Genomic DNA, 19,063 nt, shown 5'->3' on the forward strand with positions numbered 1-19,063 from the left:
TTTCCTTTCCTTTTATCGGGTAACGCTTAGTGCAGCGTTACCTGTTTCTGTTCAATTGCGTGAATCTGCACTTTAATCATCTCGCTGACCGGATCTTCAGGACACTGTTCAACGAAATAGGTCAAATCATTCAGCGCGATGTGTTCACACTCTAATTGCGCGTAAATCAAACCACGGTCGCGAATCTCGTAAGGATCGTCAGGATCGATCTGCAGCAGCACTTTGCTGACGTTCAGCGCCAGCTCCATCTGCTTCTCTTCCATCAGCGCGGATTTCAAGGTGTCGAGCATCTTGCGCATCACGTTGATGGTCTTGGCTTCGTCGAGATCGTCGTTATACAGCTTGGCGGTTGGGCTGATGTTGCCTTTCAGCCACACTTCCAGCGTATGCGTATCCAGCGTTTCGCCGTTGAACGGGTTGATCAGCCACATTTCGCCATCTAACCAGTCGGCACGCAGAATCAGCTGTGTCGGGAAAATCACCGGCATCAGCGGCAATTCCAGCTCATCGGCGATGTGCAGCAGGATCACGCCCAGCGACACCGCCGTGCCCTGACGGCTCTTCAGGACTTTGTCGATCCACAGCGCGTCGGAGAGATTGTAGACGCCGCTGGCGCCGCCAAATCCCCACTGACGATAGAACAGCTCCAGCAGCTTACCCAACTGCAAATCGGCGTCCTGTTCGCTGCTGACAAACTCACGGGCTTCATCTACCAGCGCCGCCAACTGTTGTTGCACAGAAGGCGCGGAAAAATCATTGCGTATGGCGCATGTGGCGCCAATCACCGCTTCACTCAGCGGTGTTTTACTGTAATCGAGTTGCTCTGGCGAGGTCATACAATCCCCAATAACGGCATTTTGGTCATCGCCAGCTTAATCACAAACAGCAACGCTACGATTGCAATCAGGAAGGCGATCCAACGTGTCCCCATTTTACGTGGGCGACGGCTCAATGCCACGGAACCTAAGGCGATGTAGATAATAACCGCTAACAGCTTCTCCGTCAGCCAGCTTCCTTGCGGTGTGAACGGATAAAAATGCGTAATCATCACCAGCAGCGCACCGCTTAACAGCAAAAAGGTGTCGTTAACGTGCGGCGCAATGCGCACCCAGCGGCGTTGCAGCATCGCTGAGCCGGTGGTTTGCCAGTAGAAGCGCAGCAAAAACAGACAAATCGTCAGCGCGACGGTCAGCAAGTGAAAATGTTTAATCAGGGGATACCAGCTCGCCATCGTTATTCCTTATTAAAAAAATTGTCCTAGTGTGACGCGCGGATTACCGCCGTAATCGTCAACGGTGCTCACCGCCTGATAACCGTGCTGCGTCATGATGGCGCGCACGGCTGCACCTTGCTGCCAGCCATGTTCCAGCAGCAGCCAGCCGCCAGCGTGCAGCCAGTGCGGTGCGGTGTGAATGATAAAACGTAAATCGGCCAAACCCTGATCGTCCGCCACCAACGCGCTGCGCGGTTCAAAGCGCACGTCGCCCTGCTGCAGATGTTCATCGGCGGCATCAATATAGGGCGGATTGCTGACAATCAGATCAAAACGTTGGGCGGGAAGATCGTTAAACCAGTTGCTGAGGATGAAGCGGGCGTTATCAATGTGCAGACGCTGCGCATTGTCCTGCGCCAGTTCCACCGCCGCCGCGATGCGATCGCAGCCGATAACCTGGCAGACTGGCCGTTCGCTGGCCAGCGCCAGCGCAATCGCGCCGGTGCCGGTGCCTAAATCCAACAAAGACGTCGCGGCGGCCGGCAGATGTGCCAGCGCTTGCTCCACCAGCACTTCGGTGTCCGGACGCGGGATCAGCGTGGCATCGCTGACGCGCAACGGCAGCGACCAGAATTCACGCTCGCCGACCAGATGCGCAATCGGCTCGCCGTTGACGCGGCGCGCCAGCAGCGCATTCAGCTGTTCCAGCTGCTGCGCGTCCAGTTCCGCATCGTCAAAAGCAATCAGCCAACTGCGCGCTTTGCCCGTCACAAAACCCAGCAATATTTCCGCATCGCGCTTCGGGCTGTCGCCGCCACAGAGCGCTACCACAGCCTGCTGTAGCCAGCGACGGATGATCATTAATCCTGTCCAGCCAGCGCGGCCAGCTGATCGGCTTGATACTCCTGCACAATCGGCTCAATCAGCGCATCCAGCTTGCCTTCCATCACCTCATCGAGACGGTAAACCGTGAGGTTGATGCGGTGATCGGTGACGCGACCCTGCGGGAAGTTGTAGGTGCGGTTACGATCCGAACGGTCGCCGCTGCCGAGCAGGTTACGACGCGTCGAAGCTTCAGCGGCATTACGCTTTGACGTTTCCGCCGCGTGAATACGCGCACCCAACACCGCCAACGCTTTGGCTTTGTTTTTGTGCTGTGAACGTTCGTCCTGACACTCCACCACAATGCCAGTTGGCAAGTGGGTGATACGAATCGCGGAATCGGTGGTGTTAACGTGCTGACCACCGGCACCGGAAGAACGGAAGGTGTCGATTTTCAAATCGCCGGCGTTGATTTCCGGCATTTCCGCTTCGGGCAGTTCCGGCATGACCGCAACGGTACAAGCCGAGGTGTGAATACGGCCCTGCGATTCGGTTTCTGGCACGCGCTGTACGCGATGGCCGCCCGATTCAAACTTAAAGCGGCCATACGCGCCATCGCCGATGATGCGGGCGATCACTTCTTTATAGCCGCCGTGCTCACCTTCGTTGGCGCTGATGATCTCAACCTGCCAGCGACGCGCTTCGGCGTAACGGCTGTACATACGGAACAGATCGCCGGCAAAAATCGCCGCTTCATCGCCGCCGGTACCGGCGCGCACTTCGACAAAGCACGAACGTTCATCGTCGGGATCTTTCGGCAGCAGCAGCACTTGCAGCTGTTGTTCCAGCGCTTCACGCTTCTCACGTGACAGCTTTAATTCTTCCTGCGCCATCTCGCGCATTTCCGGGTCTTCCAGCAACATTTCGGCAGTTTCAACGTCTTCCTGCACCTGCTGCCATTCGCGGAAACAACGGGTGACGTCGCTAAGCTGGGCATATTCGCGTGATAACGCACGGAAACGATCCTGATCGGCAATCACGCCGGCATCGCCCAGCAACGCTTCCACTTCCTCGTGGCGTTCCTGGAGCGCTTCCAGCTTGGCAACAATAGAGCTCTTCATGTAATAGCGGGTATCCCAGTGATAGGTCGTGACTGACCAGATTACTCTAAACCGAGGCTGTCACGTAAGATCTGCAGGCGTTCGCTGTCGCCGTCGCGCGCGGCCTGCTGCAGTGATTTGGTTGGTGCATGAATTAAACGGTTGGTCAGCTTGTGTGCCAGTTCCTGCAGCACTTTTTCGGCGTCAGCGCCCTGCTGCAGCGCGGCCAGCGCGCGTTCCTGTAACTCGGCGCGCACCTGATCGGCCTGCGAACGGTATTCACGGATGGTCTCAACCGCGCTTTGCGCGCGCAGCCAGGCCATAAATTCGCCGCTCTCCTGCACCACAATGCTTTCAGCCTGCACGGCGGCGGCTTTGCGCTGCGCCATGTTCTGCTCGATGATCGCTTGCAGATCATCAACGCTGTAGAGATAGGCGTTCGCCAGCTTGCCCACTTCCGGCTCGACATCGCGCGGTACGGCGATATCCACCAGCAGCATCGGCTGATTGCGACGCGCTTTCAGCGCGCGCTCCACCATCCCTTTACCGATAATCGGCAGCGGGCTGGCGGTGGAAGAGATAATGATGTCGGCATCGGCCAGACGGGTTTCGATATCGCCGAGGCCAATCACTTCTGCCCCCACTTCATCGGCCAGCAGCTGTGCGCGTTCGCGGGTGCGGTTGGCGATCATCAGCTTCTTGACGGAGTGTTCGCGCAGATGACGCGCCACTAACTCGATGGTTTCACCGGCGCCGACCAGCAGCACGTTAACGGTGCTGAGCGATTCAAAAATTTGACGCGCCAGTGAACAGGCAGCGAAGGCGACCGATACGGCGCTGGCGCCAATCTCGGTTTCGGTGCGCACACGCTTGGCCACCGAGAAGGTTTTCTGGAACATGCGCTCCAGTTCACTGCTCAGCGCGTGGTCGCGTGACGAATCAACAAAAGCTTTTTTAACCTGACCTAAAATCTGTGGTTCACCCAACACCAGTGAATCCAGCCCGCTGGCCACGCGCATCAGATGGCTGACCGCCGCGTTATCCTGATGCCAGTAGAGGCTGTTGCGCACATCCTCTTCACGCAGATCGTGATAGTCACACAGCCAACGCACCAGCTTCTCCTGCAGGTCGGCTTGCTGCTCTACACTGAGGTAGAGTTCCGTACGGTTGCAGGTCGAAAGGACCACACCGCTCTGCACCATCGGCTGGGACAGCAGGCTATTCAGCGCCAGTTCCAGCGTGTCTGGTGTAAACGCAACGCGTTCGCGTAGCGCAACAGGTGCAGTTTTGTGGTTGATTCCGAGTGCAAGCAGCGTCATGTGATTCGGGTTGGGATATCCCAAGTGTTGTCAGGGTTTTGTGCAGCGCATTCTACAAGATGCCACAGGTCAAGAAAAGCCATACAAAGCCTATGACAGTAATAAGATTAAACTGATCGTGCGCAATTATTGCCATAACAGCATTGACGGCTTACATGCGGATGGTTAGCGTTACCTGTTACGAAGTAAAAACGTGTCTGAGGAGATGACCACGTGATGCATTTGCCCCCGCGCAAGTTACTGCGCCTTTTACCCCTTGCCAGCGTGTTACTGGCTGCATGTACCATTAACAAACCACAAGGTCCGGGCCCAAGCACCACATCACCGCAATGGCAGCAGCATCAGCAAGCCGTGGCGAAAATCAGCCAGTATCAGACGCGCGGTGCGTTCGCTTACCTGTCGGATAAGCAAAAAGTGTATGCACGCTTTAACTGGCAGCAAACCGCTGCGGATCGCTATCGCCTGCTGCTGACCAATCCGCTCGGCAGCACCGAATTGCAGTTGGATGCGCAAGGTTCCGTGGTGCAGATCGTGGATAACAAAGGCAAGCGCTACGTGAGTAACGATGCCGAGAAGATGATTTCACAGCTTACCGGCATGGATATCCCGCTCGCCAATCTGCGTCAGTGGATGATGGGCTTGCCGGGCGATGCTAGCGATTATCAGCTGAATAACCATTACCAGCTGCAAAGCCTGAACTACAGCCGCAACGGTCAGCAGTGGAAAGTGAACATTTCTGACTACGACAGCAAAGTGAATCCGCCGCTGCCGGCGAATCTGGAGCTGTCTGAAGGCGGTCAGCGCATTAAATTACGCATGGATAGCTGGACCACTCAATGATCACCACGTGGCCCGCGCCAGCAAAACTGAATCTGTTCCTGTATATCACTGGCCGTCGTGCTGACGGCTACCACAATCTGCAAACGCTGTTTCAGTTCCTCGATTACGGTGACACGCTGGAAATCACACCGGACAGCAGCGGCAAGATAACGCTGCTGACGCCGCTGACTGGCGTGCCGGATGACGAGAACCTGATTGTGCGTGCTGCGCAGGCGTTAAAAACCGTTGCCGCTGCGCGTGGCACCTTGCCCGCGCAGGCCGGTGCCAGCATCGCGCTGGAGAAGGTTTTGCCGATGGGCGGCGGGCTTGGCGGCGGCTCTTCAGATGCGGCAACGGTGTTAGTGGCGCTGAATCATCTGTGGCAAACCGGATTAAGCGTTACCGAGCTGTCGACGATTGGCATCAAACTGGGCGCGGATGTGCCAGTGTTTATTGGAGGTCACGCGGCCTTTGCAGAAGGCGTGGGCGAACTATTGCAGCCGGCTGAACCGGCAGAAAAATGGTATCTGGTGGCGCATCCAGGCGTGAGCATCGCGACGCCTGATCTGTTCCGCGATCCCGAACTGACGCGCGATTCACCAATCCGCACATTAGATGAACTGTTACAGCGTCCTTTTCACAATGATTGTGAGGCTGTGGCAAGAAAACGTTTTCGTAAGGTTGATGAGCTGCTTTCCTGGCTGCTAGAATACGCGCCGTCGCGCCTGACTGGGACCGGAGCTTGTGTGTTTGCTGAATTTGACACCGAATCCGACGCACGTCAGGTGCTGGAGCTTGCCCCGAAATGGATTTGCGGATTTGTGGCGCGCGGGCTTAACCTCTCGCCGTTGCAGCGCACACTTTCTGGGCTAAAAGCGTCTACGTGACAGTGTCACCCGTTCCAGACACTGCATGTTGCGCATTAACACACCCGTATGAACATGCTCTTTGGTATTCGCCGGTTACTCTAGAGCCGTTCATTCTCTGGACGCCAAGCCTGAGGTTCTTCTCGTGCCTGATATGAAGCTATTTGCTGGTAACGCCACCCCGGAACTAGCACAACGTATTGCCAACCGCCTTTACACTAGCCTCGGAGACGCCGCTGTTGGCCGTTTCAGTGATGGTGAAGTAAGTGTACAGATTAACGAAAATGTACGCGGTGGTGATATTTTCATCATCCAGTCCACCTGTGCCCCCACCAACGATAATCTGATGGAGCTGGTTGTGATGGTCGACGCCTTGCGTCGGGCTTCTGCTGGTCGTATTACTGCTGTCATTCCTTACTTTGGCTATGCGCGTCAGGACCGCCGTGTGCGTTCTGCTCGTGTACCGATCACTGCCAAAGTGGTTGCCGATTTCCTTTCTAGCGTGGGCGTTGACCGTGTTCTCACCGTTGACCTGCATGCTGAACAGATTCAGGGCTTCTTTGATGTCCCGGTGGATAACGTCTTCGGCAGCCCAATCCTGCTGGAAGATATGCTGCAAATTGGCCTGGAAAATCCCATTGTAGTTTCCCCAGACATCGGTGGCGTAGTGCGTGCCCGCGCCATCGCCAAACTGCTCAACGATACCGATATGGCTATCATCGACAAACGCCGCCCTCGCGCGAACGTTTCGCAGGTGATGCATATTATTGGTGACGTTGCGGGTCGTGACTGTGTACTGGTCGACGATATGATCGACACCGGCGGTACGCTGTGCAAAGCGGCTGAAGCGTTGAAAGAGCGCGGCGCGAAACGTGTTTTCGCTTACGCTACTCACCCAATCTTCTCCGGCAATGCGGTGGAAAACCTGCGTAAGTCGGTGATTGACCAGGTGATTGTCTGCGATACCATTCCGCTGTCTGAAGAGATGAAATCTCTGCCAAATGTGCGTACTTTGACGCTGTCTGGCATGTTGGCCGAAGCGATTCGTCGTATCAGCAACGAAGAATCAATCTCCGCGATGTTTGAGCATTAATTCATCGCGTGAAACCGGGCCTCGTGCCCGGTTTTTCTTTGCACCCTGCCCTCAATCTGACTCACCGATTAAGCCACTTTCCCCATTGATATTTGCGCGATAAATTTCGTTAAATCTCGCTATTCTCGCTGCCATCCACTCTTTTCCATCAACTCGCATTGCCGCCCTTTAGCGCTCCAATAATTAATGGTATTTTCTTCCCCACTTTTTTTAGAGCTCCGACCACTATGACTCTCGACCTCTACACGCTGTTTGTTTGCGAGCTCTTTGTGCTGGGGTTTTTAAGTATCATTTTGATTTTTGCCTGGATCGGTGCGCAGTACGATCGCGTATTGGGCTGCACCACGCTGGCGCTGGTTTTAACCCTGGCGGCGGTGTTCCTTAGCAGCTTACGCAGTGCGGGATTCCATTTTTTACCGGTCGCGGTCGGCAACGTCATGCTGTTGCTGGCTTATGGCAATCTGCTCAATGCCTTCCGCATCTTCTGCGGAAAAGCGATTGGCCTCAGCTGGTTAGGCGGCGGTTTGTTGTGGGCGATTTTGTGCCTGTTCCCCGCGTTTTATCACAGTCAGCCGAAGCGCGTGCTGGTGGTTTGCCTGCTATGCATCATCTATACCGGCGCGCTAATCCGCTTGCTGTGGCGCGTGCGCGCGTCGTTGACCGTCACCTTCTGGCCGGCGCAAATCCTGCTATGGATCCATTTGCTGTTTCACGTGGCGCGTATCTTTCTGGACGATGCGGTGGCGACGCCGGTGCGCGGTGCGATTGGCGGTTCCAGCTTCTCGGTGTATGTGATTCTTGAATCGATCCTGTTTGTTATTGGCCTGAGTTTCACCATTCTGGCGATGGTCAACGAACGCACGCAAATCGCCCATAAACTGGCATCAATGCACGATCCGCTCACCAGCGTGTGGAACCGCCGCGCGCTATTCGAGCAGGCCGATAAAATGTTATTGCGCAGCGCGCGACAGTCACAACACTTTGTCTATAGCGCGGTGCTGTTCGATCTGGACCATTTTAAAAGCATCAATGACCGTTTCGGCCATCAACAAGGCGATCAAGTATTAATCGATTTTTGTCAGGTGGTGCAGGCGTTGATGCCAGAGAGTGGCCATTTTGCCCGTTTGGGTGGCGAGGAGTTTGCTGCGATCATTCCCGGCGATGCCGAGCAGGCGCAGCGGGTATGTGAACGTATCCGTTTGGCGACACAGCAGTCACAACCCAACGACGTGCGTTATACCGTCAGCATCGGTTATGCCACCGCGCAGCAGCCCGGCGAACCCTTCCCGCTGTTGCTGGCGCTGGCCGATGAAGCGTTGTACCGCGCAAAAGCCAGCGGCCGTAACCGCATCGAACGTTATCTCGCGCACTTACAGCCGCTGCAGCAAACCGTACTCACTTAATGTGATGAGTGATTGCGACGGCAACGCTTATCGCCGTAATGACGTAACCAGTAATAACGATCTTCCACGCGCTCACGTCCGCTGACACGCGCGCCCACCAGCCACAGTAAAGCGCCAACGAAGATGCTGAACATCGCACTGTGCGCAAGGAATTGCGGCAGGTTGAGTGAAGGAAGCTGGTTGATAATGGAATAGCCGACGCCTAACACCATCGTCAGTAAACCCAAACACATCAAACCGTTACCTACAAAGCGGCAATTTTGACGTTTCATGATCCACCTCCATCCTTTTAAAAGCAAAACAGCACGTATGGTTAACTAGCCATAAGCTTAGGCAATACCTGCCGCTTAAGTTGCGTACAGGATCACATATCCTTCACAACCTTTGACAAATCTTTACCGCCAGCGCCTTGATTTCGATAGAAAATGATTAGTCACGTAGAGACATTATCTGTGGCGCGTGGCCTTTGTCATCCGTGCCGCCAGGCAGTAAACTATCGCCCTTTCCGCAGCAAGACAGGATAAACATCGTGAGCAGCATTAAACTGGTTGTGGGGCTGGCCAATCCCGGCGCTGAATACGCCGCAACCCGCCATAACGCTGGCGCCTGGTATGTCGATTTACTGGCGAGCCGCAACAATCAGTCGTTAAAAGACGAGCCAAAGTTTTATGGCTACACCGCGCGCCTGTCGCTGGCGGGTGAAGATGTGCGCCTGCTGGTGCCCACCACTTTTATGAATCTCAGCGGCAAAGCGGTGGCGGCGATGGCGACCTTTTATCGCATTGCGCCAGAAGAGATTTTGGTAGCGCACGATGAGCTGGATTTACCGCCGGGCGTGGCGAAATTCAAGCAAGGTGGCGGCCACGGCGGCCATAACGGCCTGAAAGACATTATCAGCAAGCTGGGCAACAACAATAATTTTCACCGTTTACGCGTGGGTATTGGTCATCCTGGCGACCGCAATAAAGTGACTGGTTTCGTGCTGGGTAAGCCGCCAGCCAGCGAACAAAAGCTGATTGATGATGCCGTAGACGAAGCGGTGCGCTGCACCGAACTGTGGCTGAAAGAAGACAAGATTAAGGCGATGAACCGCCTGCACGCGTTCAAGGCGGGCTAAGGCCAATTCCCGCGCCGCAGAAGGCAATTCTGTGTATAATGCGCGAAATTTTTTGAATCTGTCGGCGCTATCGAATAGCGCTGCGCACTCAGTGAGAAAGGTAATCAGACCATGGGATTTAAATGCGGTATTGTGGGCCTGCCGAACGTCGGTAAATCCACCCTGTTCAACGCGCTAACTAAAGCGGGTATCGAAGCAGCCAACTTTCCGTTCTGCACCATCGAGCCAAACACCGGTGTGGTGCCAATGCCCGATCTGCGCCTCGATCAGCTGAGCGAGATTGTTAAGCCACAGCGCGTCGTGCCCACCACCATGGAATTCGTCGATATCGCCGGTCTGGTGAAAGGCGCGTCCAAAGGTGAAGGCCTGGGCAACCAGTTCCTGACCAACATCCGTGAAACCGAAGCCATCGGTCACGTGGTGCGCTGCTTCGAAAACGACAACATCATCCACGTAGCGGGTAAAGTTAACCCGGCGGAAGATATTGACGTGATCAACACCGAGCTGGCGCTGTCGGATCTCGACACCTGCGAACGTGCGATTCAGCGTTGCCAGAAGAAAGCCAAAGGCGGCGACAAAGATGCCAAAGCCGAGCTGGCTGCGCTGGAGAAGTGCCTGCCGCATCTGTCAGAAGCGGGCATGCTGCGCGCACTGAATCTGGATGCTGACGAGAAAGCGGCCATCCGCTACCTCAGCTTCCTGACGCTGAAGCCAACCATGTACATCGCTAACGTCAACGAAGACGGTTTCGAAAACAATCCGTACCTCGATCAGGTGCGTGCAATTGCCGAAGCCGAAGGTTCGGTGGTGGTGCCAGTGTGTGCTGCCGTTGAGTCTGATATCGCTGAGCTGGAAGATGACGAGCGCGACGAGTTTATGGCTGAACTGGGCCTGGAAGAGCCGGGCCTGAACCGCGTGATCCGCGCCGGTTATGCGCTGCTCAACCTGCAAACCTACTTCACCGCAGGCGTGAAAGAAGTGCGTGCATGGACCATTCCTGTTGGAGCCACCGCGCCACAGGCGGCGGGTAAAATCCACACTGACTTCGAGAAAGGCTTTATCCGCGCTCAGACCATCGCATTTGAAGATTTCGTCGCGTTTAAAGGCGAACAAGGCGCGAAAGAAGCCGGTAAAATGCGCTCAGAAGGTAAAGAGTACATTGTAAAAGATGGCGATGTGATGAACTTCTTGTTCAACGTCTAATCTCTTAACCGCAATAAAAAGCCCAGTTAATTAACTGGGCTTTTTTTTATAACCAAAATCTCACGTCTTTCAGGCCGCTTTGTCCGTCATCGCCACCCGCGCATCCAACTCTTCAGGCGTTTTCAGGAATGGCGTCAATACCCCGCTCAAAACATAAAGCCCGGCATAAATCCCCAGCACCCCGCCCGCGCCCAGCGATGAGTAGAACAGCGCGGTGATGGCAGGTGCGATAAATGCGCCCAAACCTGCGCCCAGATTCAGCACCGACATGGCCGCGCCTTTACTGTCCGGGGCCAGCAGTGGGAACAGCGCCGACAGCGGCACATAACCGGCCATGGTAATACCGCACAGGCACAGCACCAATGCCATCGCATAGAAGTTGTGGCCCAGCAGCTGCGGCACGGCCCAGACCAAAATCAGCACCGCGGCATAGCCAAAGCCACCAACCCACATGATGGTGGTTCGCCAGCCAAACTTATCGCCGAAAAAGCCAAAGAACAGGTTGGCGAAAATCGCCACCAGGAACACCGCCGACCACATATGCAGCCATTCGGTTTTGCTGTAGCCGAAACTGATCAGATAGAGCGGCAGGAAGGTCGCCAGACCATATTGGGCGATGCCGTTGACCGATTTCACCACCAATCCCATCGCAATCACCGGACGCTGCAAAATGGTGATGCCTTTAATTAACTCCGCCGCGCTGAAGGGATGAATTTCAGATGCCGGAACCACGTCGCGGTTCACCCAAATGCCTAACACGGAGCCGACGACCACAAATACCATGCCGACCCACAGCACATGAATTTCGCCCATCACCGGCAATGCCAGCGAGGAGAAGAACGGACCGATGACGCTCAAACCCAGCGAGAAGGTAAACCAGAACCAACCCACCGCGGTAGAACGGCGCTCCACCGGCGTGCTGTAGTTAATCCAGATGAGAAACGAGTAGGCAAACAGCGGATAACCGATGCCGCGAATGGCATAAAACGGCAGCATCCAGGCCATGTGCATGGTCTTGAGGCCAACACCGATAAACCCGATACTGCCGATAACAAAGGTGATCAACCCATACAGCATCACTTTGCGCGGGCCAAGGGTTTGCACCAGTACGCCGGTCACCCAGGCCGCCAGCGTCACGGTGACACCGTATGCGGTGATCAGATAAGAGGCTTGCGCGACAGACAGCCCTTTATCCACCAGCCAGATGGCAATCCACGCTTGTTCTACACCATCGCCGATCATGAATATCGCGAGGCCGATATAGCCCCAAAGCAAGTTTTTAGGCAAACCTATTTTGTCGAACATAGTTTCCCCCGTGTCAGACACTGACTGGTGGTAGTTAATAGAGGTAAGTTTTGATTTTGTTTTTATTCAGCGATGATTTTCATCAGCATGCCCTGCACTTTCAGCGCATCCTGGCTTTTGATCAGCTGATCGATTTCATCAATGCTCAGGCGATCAATAAAGCTGGAGAGCGCTTTATACATGCGAATGTTTTGCGCGCATTCGGCAACCGGATCTTCACGGCTTGGGAAGGTATCGAAATAGATCAGGCCGCTGAAGTTGACGCGTTTTGCGTAATAGATGTATTCCAGCGTCTGCATCAGGTGCACGGAACCCAGCATCAATCCATCATCAAAATGGCCATAACCATCATTCAGGTGGAAGCCCACCAGACGGTTTTTGCGTGCCGACTGGAACAGTGAGAAAGCGGGATTCTCTTTCTTCATGATCATGTGACAGAAATCGAGGGTAATACCGAGATTGTCGGAGCCTACATCATCAATCAGCATCAGCGTTGAAGAGACATCACCAATAAAGGAGAAGGTGCGCGGTTCATACGGCTTATATTCAAAACTGAATTGCATATCCGCGTGTGCCTGAGTCACGGTCTGCAGTGCGCTGACCAGCCACTCATAGGCGCGGAAATAATCCTGCTGGAACGGATAATCGTAACCATCATAGCCAAACCACAGCGTGACGGTATTGCCGCCGAGGTATTTGCACATCTCTGCGGCTTTGAGGGTAATTTCGATCGCTTTTTTACGCAGTGCGACATCAGGATTGGTGAATTCACCCTCGATGAACTCTTTGTTATAACGCAGAGCGATGCCGCCCACCTGCAAATTGTTATCAGCGATGGTCTGTTTAATCAGCGCTTTATCCTGACCAATAAAGTGCTCCGGATAATTCAGCTCAATATGCGTCAAGCCCGCAACGCTACCCATACGCGTAATAAGATCGTAAGTATCCATATTGTTCTTCGCCGCAAACAGATCGGCTCTGGAGCGAAATGAATTTATACGTGATGAGAATTTCATTTTTTACATTACCTTTAATGGGATTTCCATTTTCTTATAAATGAGAATATTCATCAGGTAAATGCGATCAGCTAAATACTACCGCTAATAAAATAAACGATAGATTTATAATAGTAAAAATATTACTGCGAGAAAAATCATTGTAATACAATAGGTTAAATGGCCATTTTACCGTTAATGAAATAACAGTCGCAATAAGGATACTTTTATTTTACTAACAGTAAAATGCATCAGTAAAACGTTTTACAGTGTGTGATCCAGTTAACACTTTTCCCCTAACTGCCATGCTAGCTTAGCGACAACGTTTTTATTGAGCGCTCAACATGCATAACCGACTTAAAGGCAATGAAATATTCCTGCTGGCTCGCACCCTTGCGCCTGAGCTGGGAAAAAAGGAACGTTCAATTGCACGTTTTATTGACGACAATCCACAGTCATTATCTAAAATGTGCATCACTGATATTGCGAATTATCTGAATGTTAGCGTATCGAGCATTACTAAAGTATCGAAGAAACTCGGCTTTACCGGTTTTCACGATCTGAAAATCAATATTGCCCGGCAAGTCAGCACGCAGGAAGATATCATCGATATTCCGGTAATCCCGGATTCAGAAAAATATGTCGAGCAGGTGATTGAAAGCACCTTTTTAAATTCGGTGCTGGCACTGCAGGATTCTCTGAGCGTCATTAACAGTGCCGTGATAAAAGCAGTGGCGTATCTGTTTATTAATAAGCCAGAAAGCGCACGCATAGTTATTGCCGGGTGCGGTGGCTCAGGTTCTATCTGTGATGACTTCAATCATAAGCTGCTGAAGATCGGCATCTTCTCGTCGGTGTTCAGTGACAGCCACAAGCAGCTGATGACCGCCTCATTGATGCAACCCGGCGATATCCTGCTGGCAATTTCTCACTCCGGCCAAACCACGGACATTATTCAAATGGTAAAAGCAGCGAATGAGAACGGCGCAGAAACCATCTGCCTGACCAATTATCCCAACAGCCCACTGAGTTTAATTGCCCGGCACTCGATTATCTCGTCGGTTAAAAACAATCCGATTACCGGAGAGAACGCCACCACGCGCATTGTGCATCTGAATATTCTGGATGCCATCTTTACCCTTATCGCCAGCAAGACCAGCGAAAAAAGTCAGACCAGTTTACACAACACCAGAAATGCGGTTGCGTCCAAGCGCACCGCCAATTAAGGGCCGAAATGATGAAACATAATATTGTTGTTATTGGCAGTCTTAACTACGACATTCTTGTCCAGCAGGATCGCCTGCCGGAAATTGGGGAGACGTTTACCGGCAACGAATTAATGTTGATGCCGGGCGGTAAAGGAGCAAACCAGGCGGTTCAGTGCGCCAAGCTGGGGCTGAACGTCAATATGGTGGGCTGTGTGGGCACTGATATTTATGGCAGCGAACTCATAAAATCACTGAATGAAAATGGGGTATCGGTAGATAACATTAGCCAGCGCGGAAAAACCTCCGGCATTGGCATCGTGCAGATTCTGGAATCCGGTGATTACTGCAGCACCATTATTAAGGGCGCAAACTACCTGATTAGCGAACCCGATATTCACGATGGGTTATTTAGCGATCGGCCTCTGTTAATCCTGCAGTCGGAAATTCCCGATCGTGTGGTTGAACGAGCCATCAGCGTGGCACGCCGCCACGATTGCCAGATTTTGCTCAACAACGCGCCAGCGCGCGAAATCTCTCCGCAGGCGCTGAGTCAGGTCGATTTACTGGTGGTGAATGAGACCGAGGCCAGCTTTATGAGCAAAACCGCCGTCACTTCGGTTAAGGAAGCGATGATCTGTGCAGCAGCGCTACAGCAGAAGGTAAATGGTCGGGTGATTATCACGCTGGGCGAGAAAGGCGCGGTGTTATCCGGTGATGCAGCTGCCAGACATTATCCCGCCGTGTTCTGCCCGGATGTGGTGGATACCACCGGCGCAGGTGATTCCTTTATTGGCGGCATCGCCTATTGCCTGGTGAACAACATCGATTTGGAAGAAGCAATTCCTTTCGCGGCTGAAATCAGTTCCTGCTCAATCCAGAAATATGGTGGTCAGAGTTCTTTCCCGATGCTGCCTGATGTGGCGCACGCGCTGACGCAAAACCGCCAGCGCCTGTTTGGTTGAAAAATACGGACCTGAAGCTCTGAGCGGCACCTTTACATCATCAGACCATCAACTTCGCAACCTTCGTAAACGCCGATTAAGTACTGGCGCGCGCCACAAAGTGCCAGTCCATCATAATGCGTTGAGCCGGCGAATCAGGTTGATCGATCTTATTCAGCAGCAAGGTAAACGCCTTGCGCCCCATAGCGCGCGACGGCTGCGCCAGCGTGCTCAGCGGCGGCGTGACCATTTCGGCGAGGTCGGATCCATCAAATCCCGTCACCGCTATATCCTGCGGCACGCGTAGCCCGGCGGCATGAATGGCTGACAGCGCGCCCGCCGCTAAGGTATCCGACACGGCGAACACGGCATCTGGACGCTCGGGCGCTCTCAGCAAGGCTTCCATCGCCTGTTTACCGGCATTAAAACTCAGCTCGGTGGCGTACGTGATGGCCTGCCAGCTGCGTGCTTCATGGATAAGTTGCTGCTGATAACCCGCCTGCCGCAGCTGCGCATATTTATAGCTGAGATCGTGGTTGATTAAGGCAATACGCTGTCGTCCCCTGCCCGCCAGAAACGCCACGACGTGCTTTGATGCCTGCACATCATCAATGCCCACGCAGGAGACATCACCGGCATCGGCGTATTCCGCGCATTGCACCCACGGCGTTTCGCCAATCAGCTGCGCCAGTTCTGGCAACTTACTGAACGCATCCATAGTGATAATGCCATCCACCATTTTCCCGGCCAGCAATTGCAAACTGGAGCGGGAGCGCTCGATGTCTGAGCCAGAATTGCACAACAGAATGCGATAACTGTTTTTCTCCGCCTGCTCCTCAATGCCTTTCACCAACTCGGCGCAAAAGGGATTGGAGATATCCGACACCATCACGAGAATCATTGAGCTACGCGCAGTACGCAACTGACGCGCTAATAAATTTGGCTGGTAATTACTCGCTTTAATAGCGTGCAGGACTTTCTCACGATTCAGCGCTTTTACCGTATCGCTGTTATTCAGTACCCGTGAAACTGTTGCCACAGAAACGCCCGCTAAGCGGGCGATTTTTTGGATGGACATGCTTGCAACTCTTGCTCAGTCAGATACTACGGAGGCTAGCATAATTTCGCGCCCGCCTTAATCATGCGACTCTGCCGCACTCAGCCCCAACTGCGCGCGGATGCTGGCTGCCTGCTGCGGTTGTGCGGCAAAGTCATCGAATGCCCGTTCGGCCACCGGAATGATGTGGCGACGAATGAAGTCGGCGCCCTCGCGCGCGCCGGTTTCCGCCTCTTTCAGGCAACACTCCCACTCCAGCACCGCCCACCCGGCATAATTGTACTGCGCCAGCTTGCTGAAAATGGCCGGAAAATCGATCTGTCCGTCACCGGGTGAGCGGAAGCGACCAGCACGATCTATCCAGCGCTGATAACCGCCATACACGCCGCTACGTCCGTTCGGCAGATATTCGGCATCTTTAACGTGAAAGGCCTTAATGCGCCGATGGTAGATATCGATGAACTGCAGATAATCGATATGCTGCAAGTGCAAGTGGCTGGGATCGAACAAGATGTTGCAGCGCGCATGATTGTTCACCAACGCCAGGAAGCGTTCAAACGTCACGCCATCATGCAAATCCTCACCGGGATGGATCTCGTAGCAGACATCAATGCCGTAGCGATCAAACTCGTCCAGCACCGGCAGCCAGCGCCGCGCCAGTTCTGAGAAAGCTTCACTCAATAGCTGAGGATTGTGTGGCGGCCACGGATAGAGATATGGCCAAGCCAGCGAACCGGAGAACGTCGCGTGGGCCTGCAATCCCAGGTTGGCTGACGCGGCCGCTGCCAGCTTCACCGTCTGAATCGCCCACGCGGTGCGCTTTTCTTTGTCGCCGTGCAAGGCGGCGGGGGCAAAGCCGTTGAAGGCGCGATCGTGCGCCGGATGGACGGCAATCAGCTGGCCTTCCAGGTGCGTCGATAATTCACTGATCTGCAAGCCGTAGTTAGCCAGCAAACCCGTCACTTCATCGCAATAGGTTTGACTGGTTGCGGCGCACGGCAGATCAAAAATTAGCGGGTGATTACAGGGCATCTGTAGCGCCTTGTAACCGAGCGCAGAGGCCCATTGCGCCAGCCCTGCCAGCGAATTAAACGGTGGCTGCTGCCCAATAAACTGCGCGAGAAAAATTCCCGGTCCTTTGAACGTTTTCACTTACACCTCCCGTCAATCAAACCGCTTCATCCCGGTATTTAAAGGTGAAGAGGAAAAGAACGGCGATCGCCGCTGCGGCAATTGCGGGGATCCACCAGAATGTTGCCCAGTTTTGCGCCGTGCCCTGTCCGGCAATCAGGCGGTTATACAGCGCGCCCGAGATCTGCGAACCCAGCAGCATGCCAATACCGTAGGTGAACATCACCACCATGCTCTGCGCCTGCCCTTTCACTTTCTCGCCGGCGATGCGGTCGGTGTAGATAAAGCCCACCACAAAGAAGAAGTCATAACAGACACCGTGCAGCAGAATGCCCATGTAGATCAGTGCGCGGCTTTCATCGTTCATGCCCAAGGCAAACAGCGCGTAGCGCACAAACCACGCCACCATGCCGACCAGCAACATGTATTTGACGCCAAGGCGGCGGAACAGCAGCGGGATCACCAGCATGAAGACGATTTCCGACATCTGACCAAATGACATCGCGGTACTGACGTTACTCACGCCCGCATCCGCCAGCCAGGACGCCGTGTAGGCGTAATAGGTGCCGAGCGGGATGGAGATCAAGGTGGCGCAGAGAGCAAACACGAAGAAGTGACGGATTTTCAGCAGCGCAAAGGCATCCGCGCAGAACAGATCGCGTACTTTTAGCGGCATGCCTTTCGCCGGTGCAGGCGTATGCGGCAGCGTCAGACTGTAAATTGCCAACGCCACCGAGCAGATTGCGGCCAGGGTGAAAATCGCGGTACTGGAGGCGATGCCGGTAACACCAATAAAGATGCCCGCCACAATCCAGCCAATGGTGCCGAACACCCGCACCACCGGAAAACTTTTGTCACTGCTGGCCAGGCTGTGAAAGGCAATGTTGTTAGAGAGCGCCAGCGTCGGCATAAAACACAGCGTATAGCCAAACAGCAAGCCAATCAGCAGCGCGCCGTTTTCGGCCACCAGCGCGCCCGGGACAAACCATAAAATCACCGCGCCCGCCAAATTCATCACCGCCATGACTTTCTGTGAAGGAAAGAAGCGGTCAACCAACATGCCCAGCACAAATGGCGACAGAATTGAGGCGATCGGCCCTGCTGAGAAAGCATCACCAATCAGCAATGACATGTTGTGCTGCGTCATCACCAGCCCGAGCGTAACGGACCAGCTTCCCCAAATGAAAAACTGCATGAACATCATCAATGACAAGCGGGGAATCAGCAGACGCTGCTGCCTCCCCGCGATCTCAGAACCTGTAGTTGTCGAAACCATGCTGACCTCGCGCCAAAAAGAAATCGATTACATTCCACTGAGAGAAACAAAGTAATCGATTACTTTAAGCAGTTCCTGGTGACCGATCACAATTCTTTTACAAGTGACCCGAGCATCACCGAGCGGCTTAGGCTGACAGTGATTGCACGCGCAGCCTTGCTGATTTGCACTATCCTGTGCGGGAGAGATTGTTAA

19 protein-coding genes are annotated in these 19,063 nt (G+C 53.9%); 8 read left to right on the top strand and 11 right to left on the bottom strand.

Annotation, left to right across the window (positions count from 1 at the left end; genetic code table 11):
- Window positions 1-26: 26 nt before the first annotated feature.
- From sirB1 to hemA, 5 genes are read right to left on the bottom strand one after another with little or no spacing between them, the layout of a single operon-like run.
- Window positions 27-836 carry an invasion regulator SirB1 gene (gene sirB1, locus FCN45_RS11290; protein ID WP_101764113.1) on the bottom strand — a complete coding sequence of 270 codons (810 nt, stop codon included), beginning with the start codon at window positions 834-836 and terminating at the stop codon, window positions 27-29.
- Complete coding sequence (locus FCN45_RS11295; protein ID WP_101764112.1) at window positions 833-1,231, bottom strand: SirB2 family protein; 399 nt, start codon at window positions 1,229-1,231, stop codon at window positions 833-835. Before FCN45_RS11295 ends, sirB1 begins: the two co-directional genes overlap by 4 nt.
- Before the next feature lie 12 nt (window positions 1,232-1,243).
- Window positions 1,244-2,074, bottom strand: a complete 831-nt coding sequence (gene prmC / locus FCN45_RS11300; RefSeq protein WP_137385971.1) for a peptide chain release factor N(5)-glutamine methyltransferase — start codon at window positions 2,072-2,074, stop codon at window positions 1,244-1,246.
- On the bottom strand, window positions 2,074-3,156 hold the full coding sequence (gene prfA, locus FCN45_RS11305; RefSeq protein ID WP_137385972.1) for a peptide chain release factor 1: 1,083 nt from the start codon (window positions 3,154-3,156) through the stop codon (window positions 2,074-2,076). The genes prmC and prfA overlap by 1 nt, the downstream gene beginning before the upstream one ends.
- A gap of 41 nt (window positions 3,157-3,197) precedes the next feature.
- Window positions 3,198-4,454, bottom strand: a complete 1,257-nt coding sequence (gene hemA / locus FCN45_RS11310; RefSeq protein WP_061718543.1) for a glutamyl-tRNA reductase — start codon at window positions 4,452-4,454, stop codon at window positions 3,198-3,200.
- A 216-nt stretch (window positions 4,455-4,670) separates the two neighbouring features.
- On the opposite strand from hemA, the gene lolB reads away from it, so the two are divergent.
- The 4 genes from lolB (at window position 4,671) to FCN45_RS11330 (ending at window position 8,635) form a co-directional block, all read left to right on the top strand.
- Entirely contained in the window at window positions 4,671-5,294 is a 624-nt protein-coding gene (lolB, locus tag FCN45_RS11315) for a lipoprotein insertase outer membrane protein LolB (RefSeq protein WP_137386885.1), read from the top strand.
- A complete protein-coding gene (ispE, locus tag FCN45_RS11320; RefSeq protein WP_137385973.1) occupies window positions 5,291-6,160 on the top strand; it encodes a 4-(cytidine 5'-diphospho)-2-C-methyl-D-erythritol kinase in 870 nt (289 codons plus the stop codon). The genes lolB and ispE overlap by 4 nt, the downstream gene beginning before the upstream one ends.
- A 124-nt stretch (window positions 6,161-6,284) precedes the next feature.
- The gene (gene prs / locus FCN45_RS11325; protein ID WP_006118899.1) at window positions 6,285-7,232 is read left to right on the top strand and encodes a ribose-phosphate diphosphokinase; all 948 of its coding nucleotides are present in this window, start codon (window positions 6,285-6,287) and stop codon (window positions 7,230-7,232) included.
- A 227-nt stretch (window positions 7,233-7,459) separates the two neighbouring features.
- A complete protein-coding gene (locus tag FCN45_RS11330) occupies window positions 7,460-8,635 on the top strand; it encodes a GGDEF domain-containing protein (RefSeq protein ID WP_137385974.1) in 1,176 nt (391 codons plus the stop codon).
- Here the strand turns inward: FCN45_RS11330 and ychH are convergent.
- Window positions 8,632-8,907 carry a stress-induced protein YchH gene (gene ychH, locus FCN45_RS11335; protein ID WP_137385975.1) on the bottom strand — a complete coding sequence of 92 codons (276 nt, stop codon included), beginning with the start codon at window positions 8,905-8,907 and terminating at the stop codon, window positions 8,632-8,634. The genes FCN45_RS11330 and ychH overlap by 4 nt on opposite strands.
- Before the next feature lie 257 nt (window positions 8,908-9,164).
- Here ychH and pth point away from each other — a divergent pair, with 257 nt between their 5' ends.
- Window positions 9,165-9,752 (top strand): aminoacyl-tRNA hydrolase, encoded by a 588-nt coding sequence (pth, locus tag FCN45_RS11340; protein ID WP_137385976.1) that lies wholly within the window; start codon window positions 9,165-9,167, stop codon window positions 9,750-9,752.
- Window positions 9,753-9,863: 111 nt separating this feature from the next.
- Entirely contained in the window at window positions 9,864-10,955 is a 1,092-nt protein-coding gene (gene ychF, locus FCN45_RS11345; RefSeq protein WP_008107633.1) for a redox-regulated ATPase YchF, read from the top strand.
- Between the two features lie 69 nt (window positions 10,956-11,024).
- Here the strand turns inward: ychF and FCN45_RS11350 are convergent, their stop codons facing one another.
- Both FCN45_RS11350 and FCN45_RS11355 read right to left on the bottom strand, forming a co-directional pair.
- Window positions 11,025-12,260: an MFS transporter gene (locus FCN45_RS11350; RefSeq protein ID WP_137385977.1), complete on the bottom strand. Its 1,236-nt coding sequence runs from the start codon at window positions 12,258-12,260 to the stop codon at window positions 11,025-11,027.
- Window positions 12,261-12,322: 62 nt separating this feature from the next.
- Window positions 12,323-13,276 carry a sugar phosphate isomerase/epimerase gene (locus tag FCN45_RS11355; RefSeq protein ID WP_137385978.1) on the bottom strand — a complete coding sequence of 318 codons (954 nt, stop codon included), beginning with the start codon at window positions 13,274-13,276 and terminating at the stop codon, window positions 12,323-12,325.
- A 323-nt stretch (window positions 13,277-13,599) separates the two neighbouring features.
- Between FCN45_RS11355 and FCN45_RS11360 the strand changes: the two genes are divergently transcribed.
- Together FCN45_RS11360 and FCN45_RS11365 are read left to right on the top strand one after the other, a co-directional pair.
- On the top strand, window positions 13,600-14,481 hold the full coding sequence (locus FCN45_RS11360; protein ID WP_137385979.1) for an SIS domain-containing protein: 882 nt from the start codon (window positions 13,600-13,602) through the stop codon (window positions 14,479-14,481).
- A gap of 11 nt (window positions 14,482-14,492) precedes the next feature.
- Complete coding sequence (locus FCN45_RS11365; protein ID WP_137386886.1) at window positions 14,493-15,425, top strand: ribokinase; 933 nt, start codon at window positions 14,493-14,495, stop codon at window positions 15,423-15,425.
- Between the two features lie 76 nt (window positions 15,426-15,501).
- Here FCN45_RS11365 and FCN45_RS11370 read toward each other — a convergent pair whose 3' ends face one another.
- Genes FCN45_RS11370 through FCN45_RS11380 form a run of 3 tightly spaced genes read right to left on the bottom strand, consistent with a single transcriptional unit; the run spans window position 15,502 to window position 18,868 of the window.
- Window positions 15,502-16,482 (bottom strand): LacI family DNA-binding transcriptional regulator, encoded by a 981-nt coding sequence (locus FCN45_RS11370; RefSeq protein WP_137385980.1) that lies wholly within the window; start codon window positions 16,480-16,482, stop codon window positions 15,502-15,504.
- 57 nt (window positions 16,483-16,539) lie between these two features.
- The gene (locus tag FCN45_RS11375) at window positions 16,540-17,613 is read right to left on the bottom strand and encodes a sugar phosphate isomerase/epimerase (RefSeq protein ID WP_137385981.1); all 1,074 of its coding nucleotides are present in this window, start codon (window positions 17,611-17,613) and stop codon (window positions 16,540-16,542) included.
- A gap of 16 nt (window positions 17,614-17,629) precedes the next feature.
- A complete protein-coding gene (locus FCN45_RS11380; protein ID WP_137385982.1) occupies window positions 17,630-18,868 on the bottom strand; it encodes an MFS transporter in 1,239 nt (412 codons plus the stop codon).
- Window positions 18,869-19,063: the final 195 nt, after the last annotated feature.

Source organism: Pantoea sp. SO10, from assembly GCF_005281435.1.
Classification (GTDB): domain Bacteria; phylum Pseudomonadota; class Gammaproteobacteria; order Enterobacterales; family Enterobacteriaceae; genus Pantoea; species Pantoea leporis.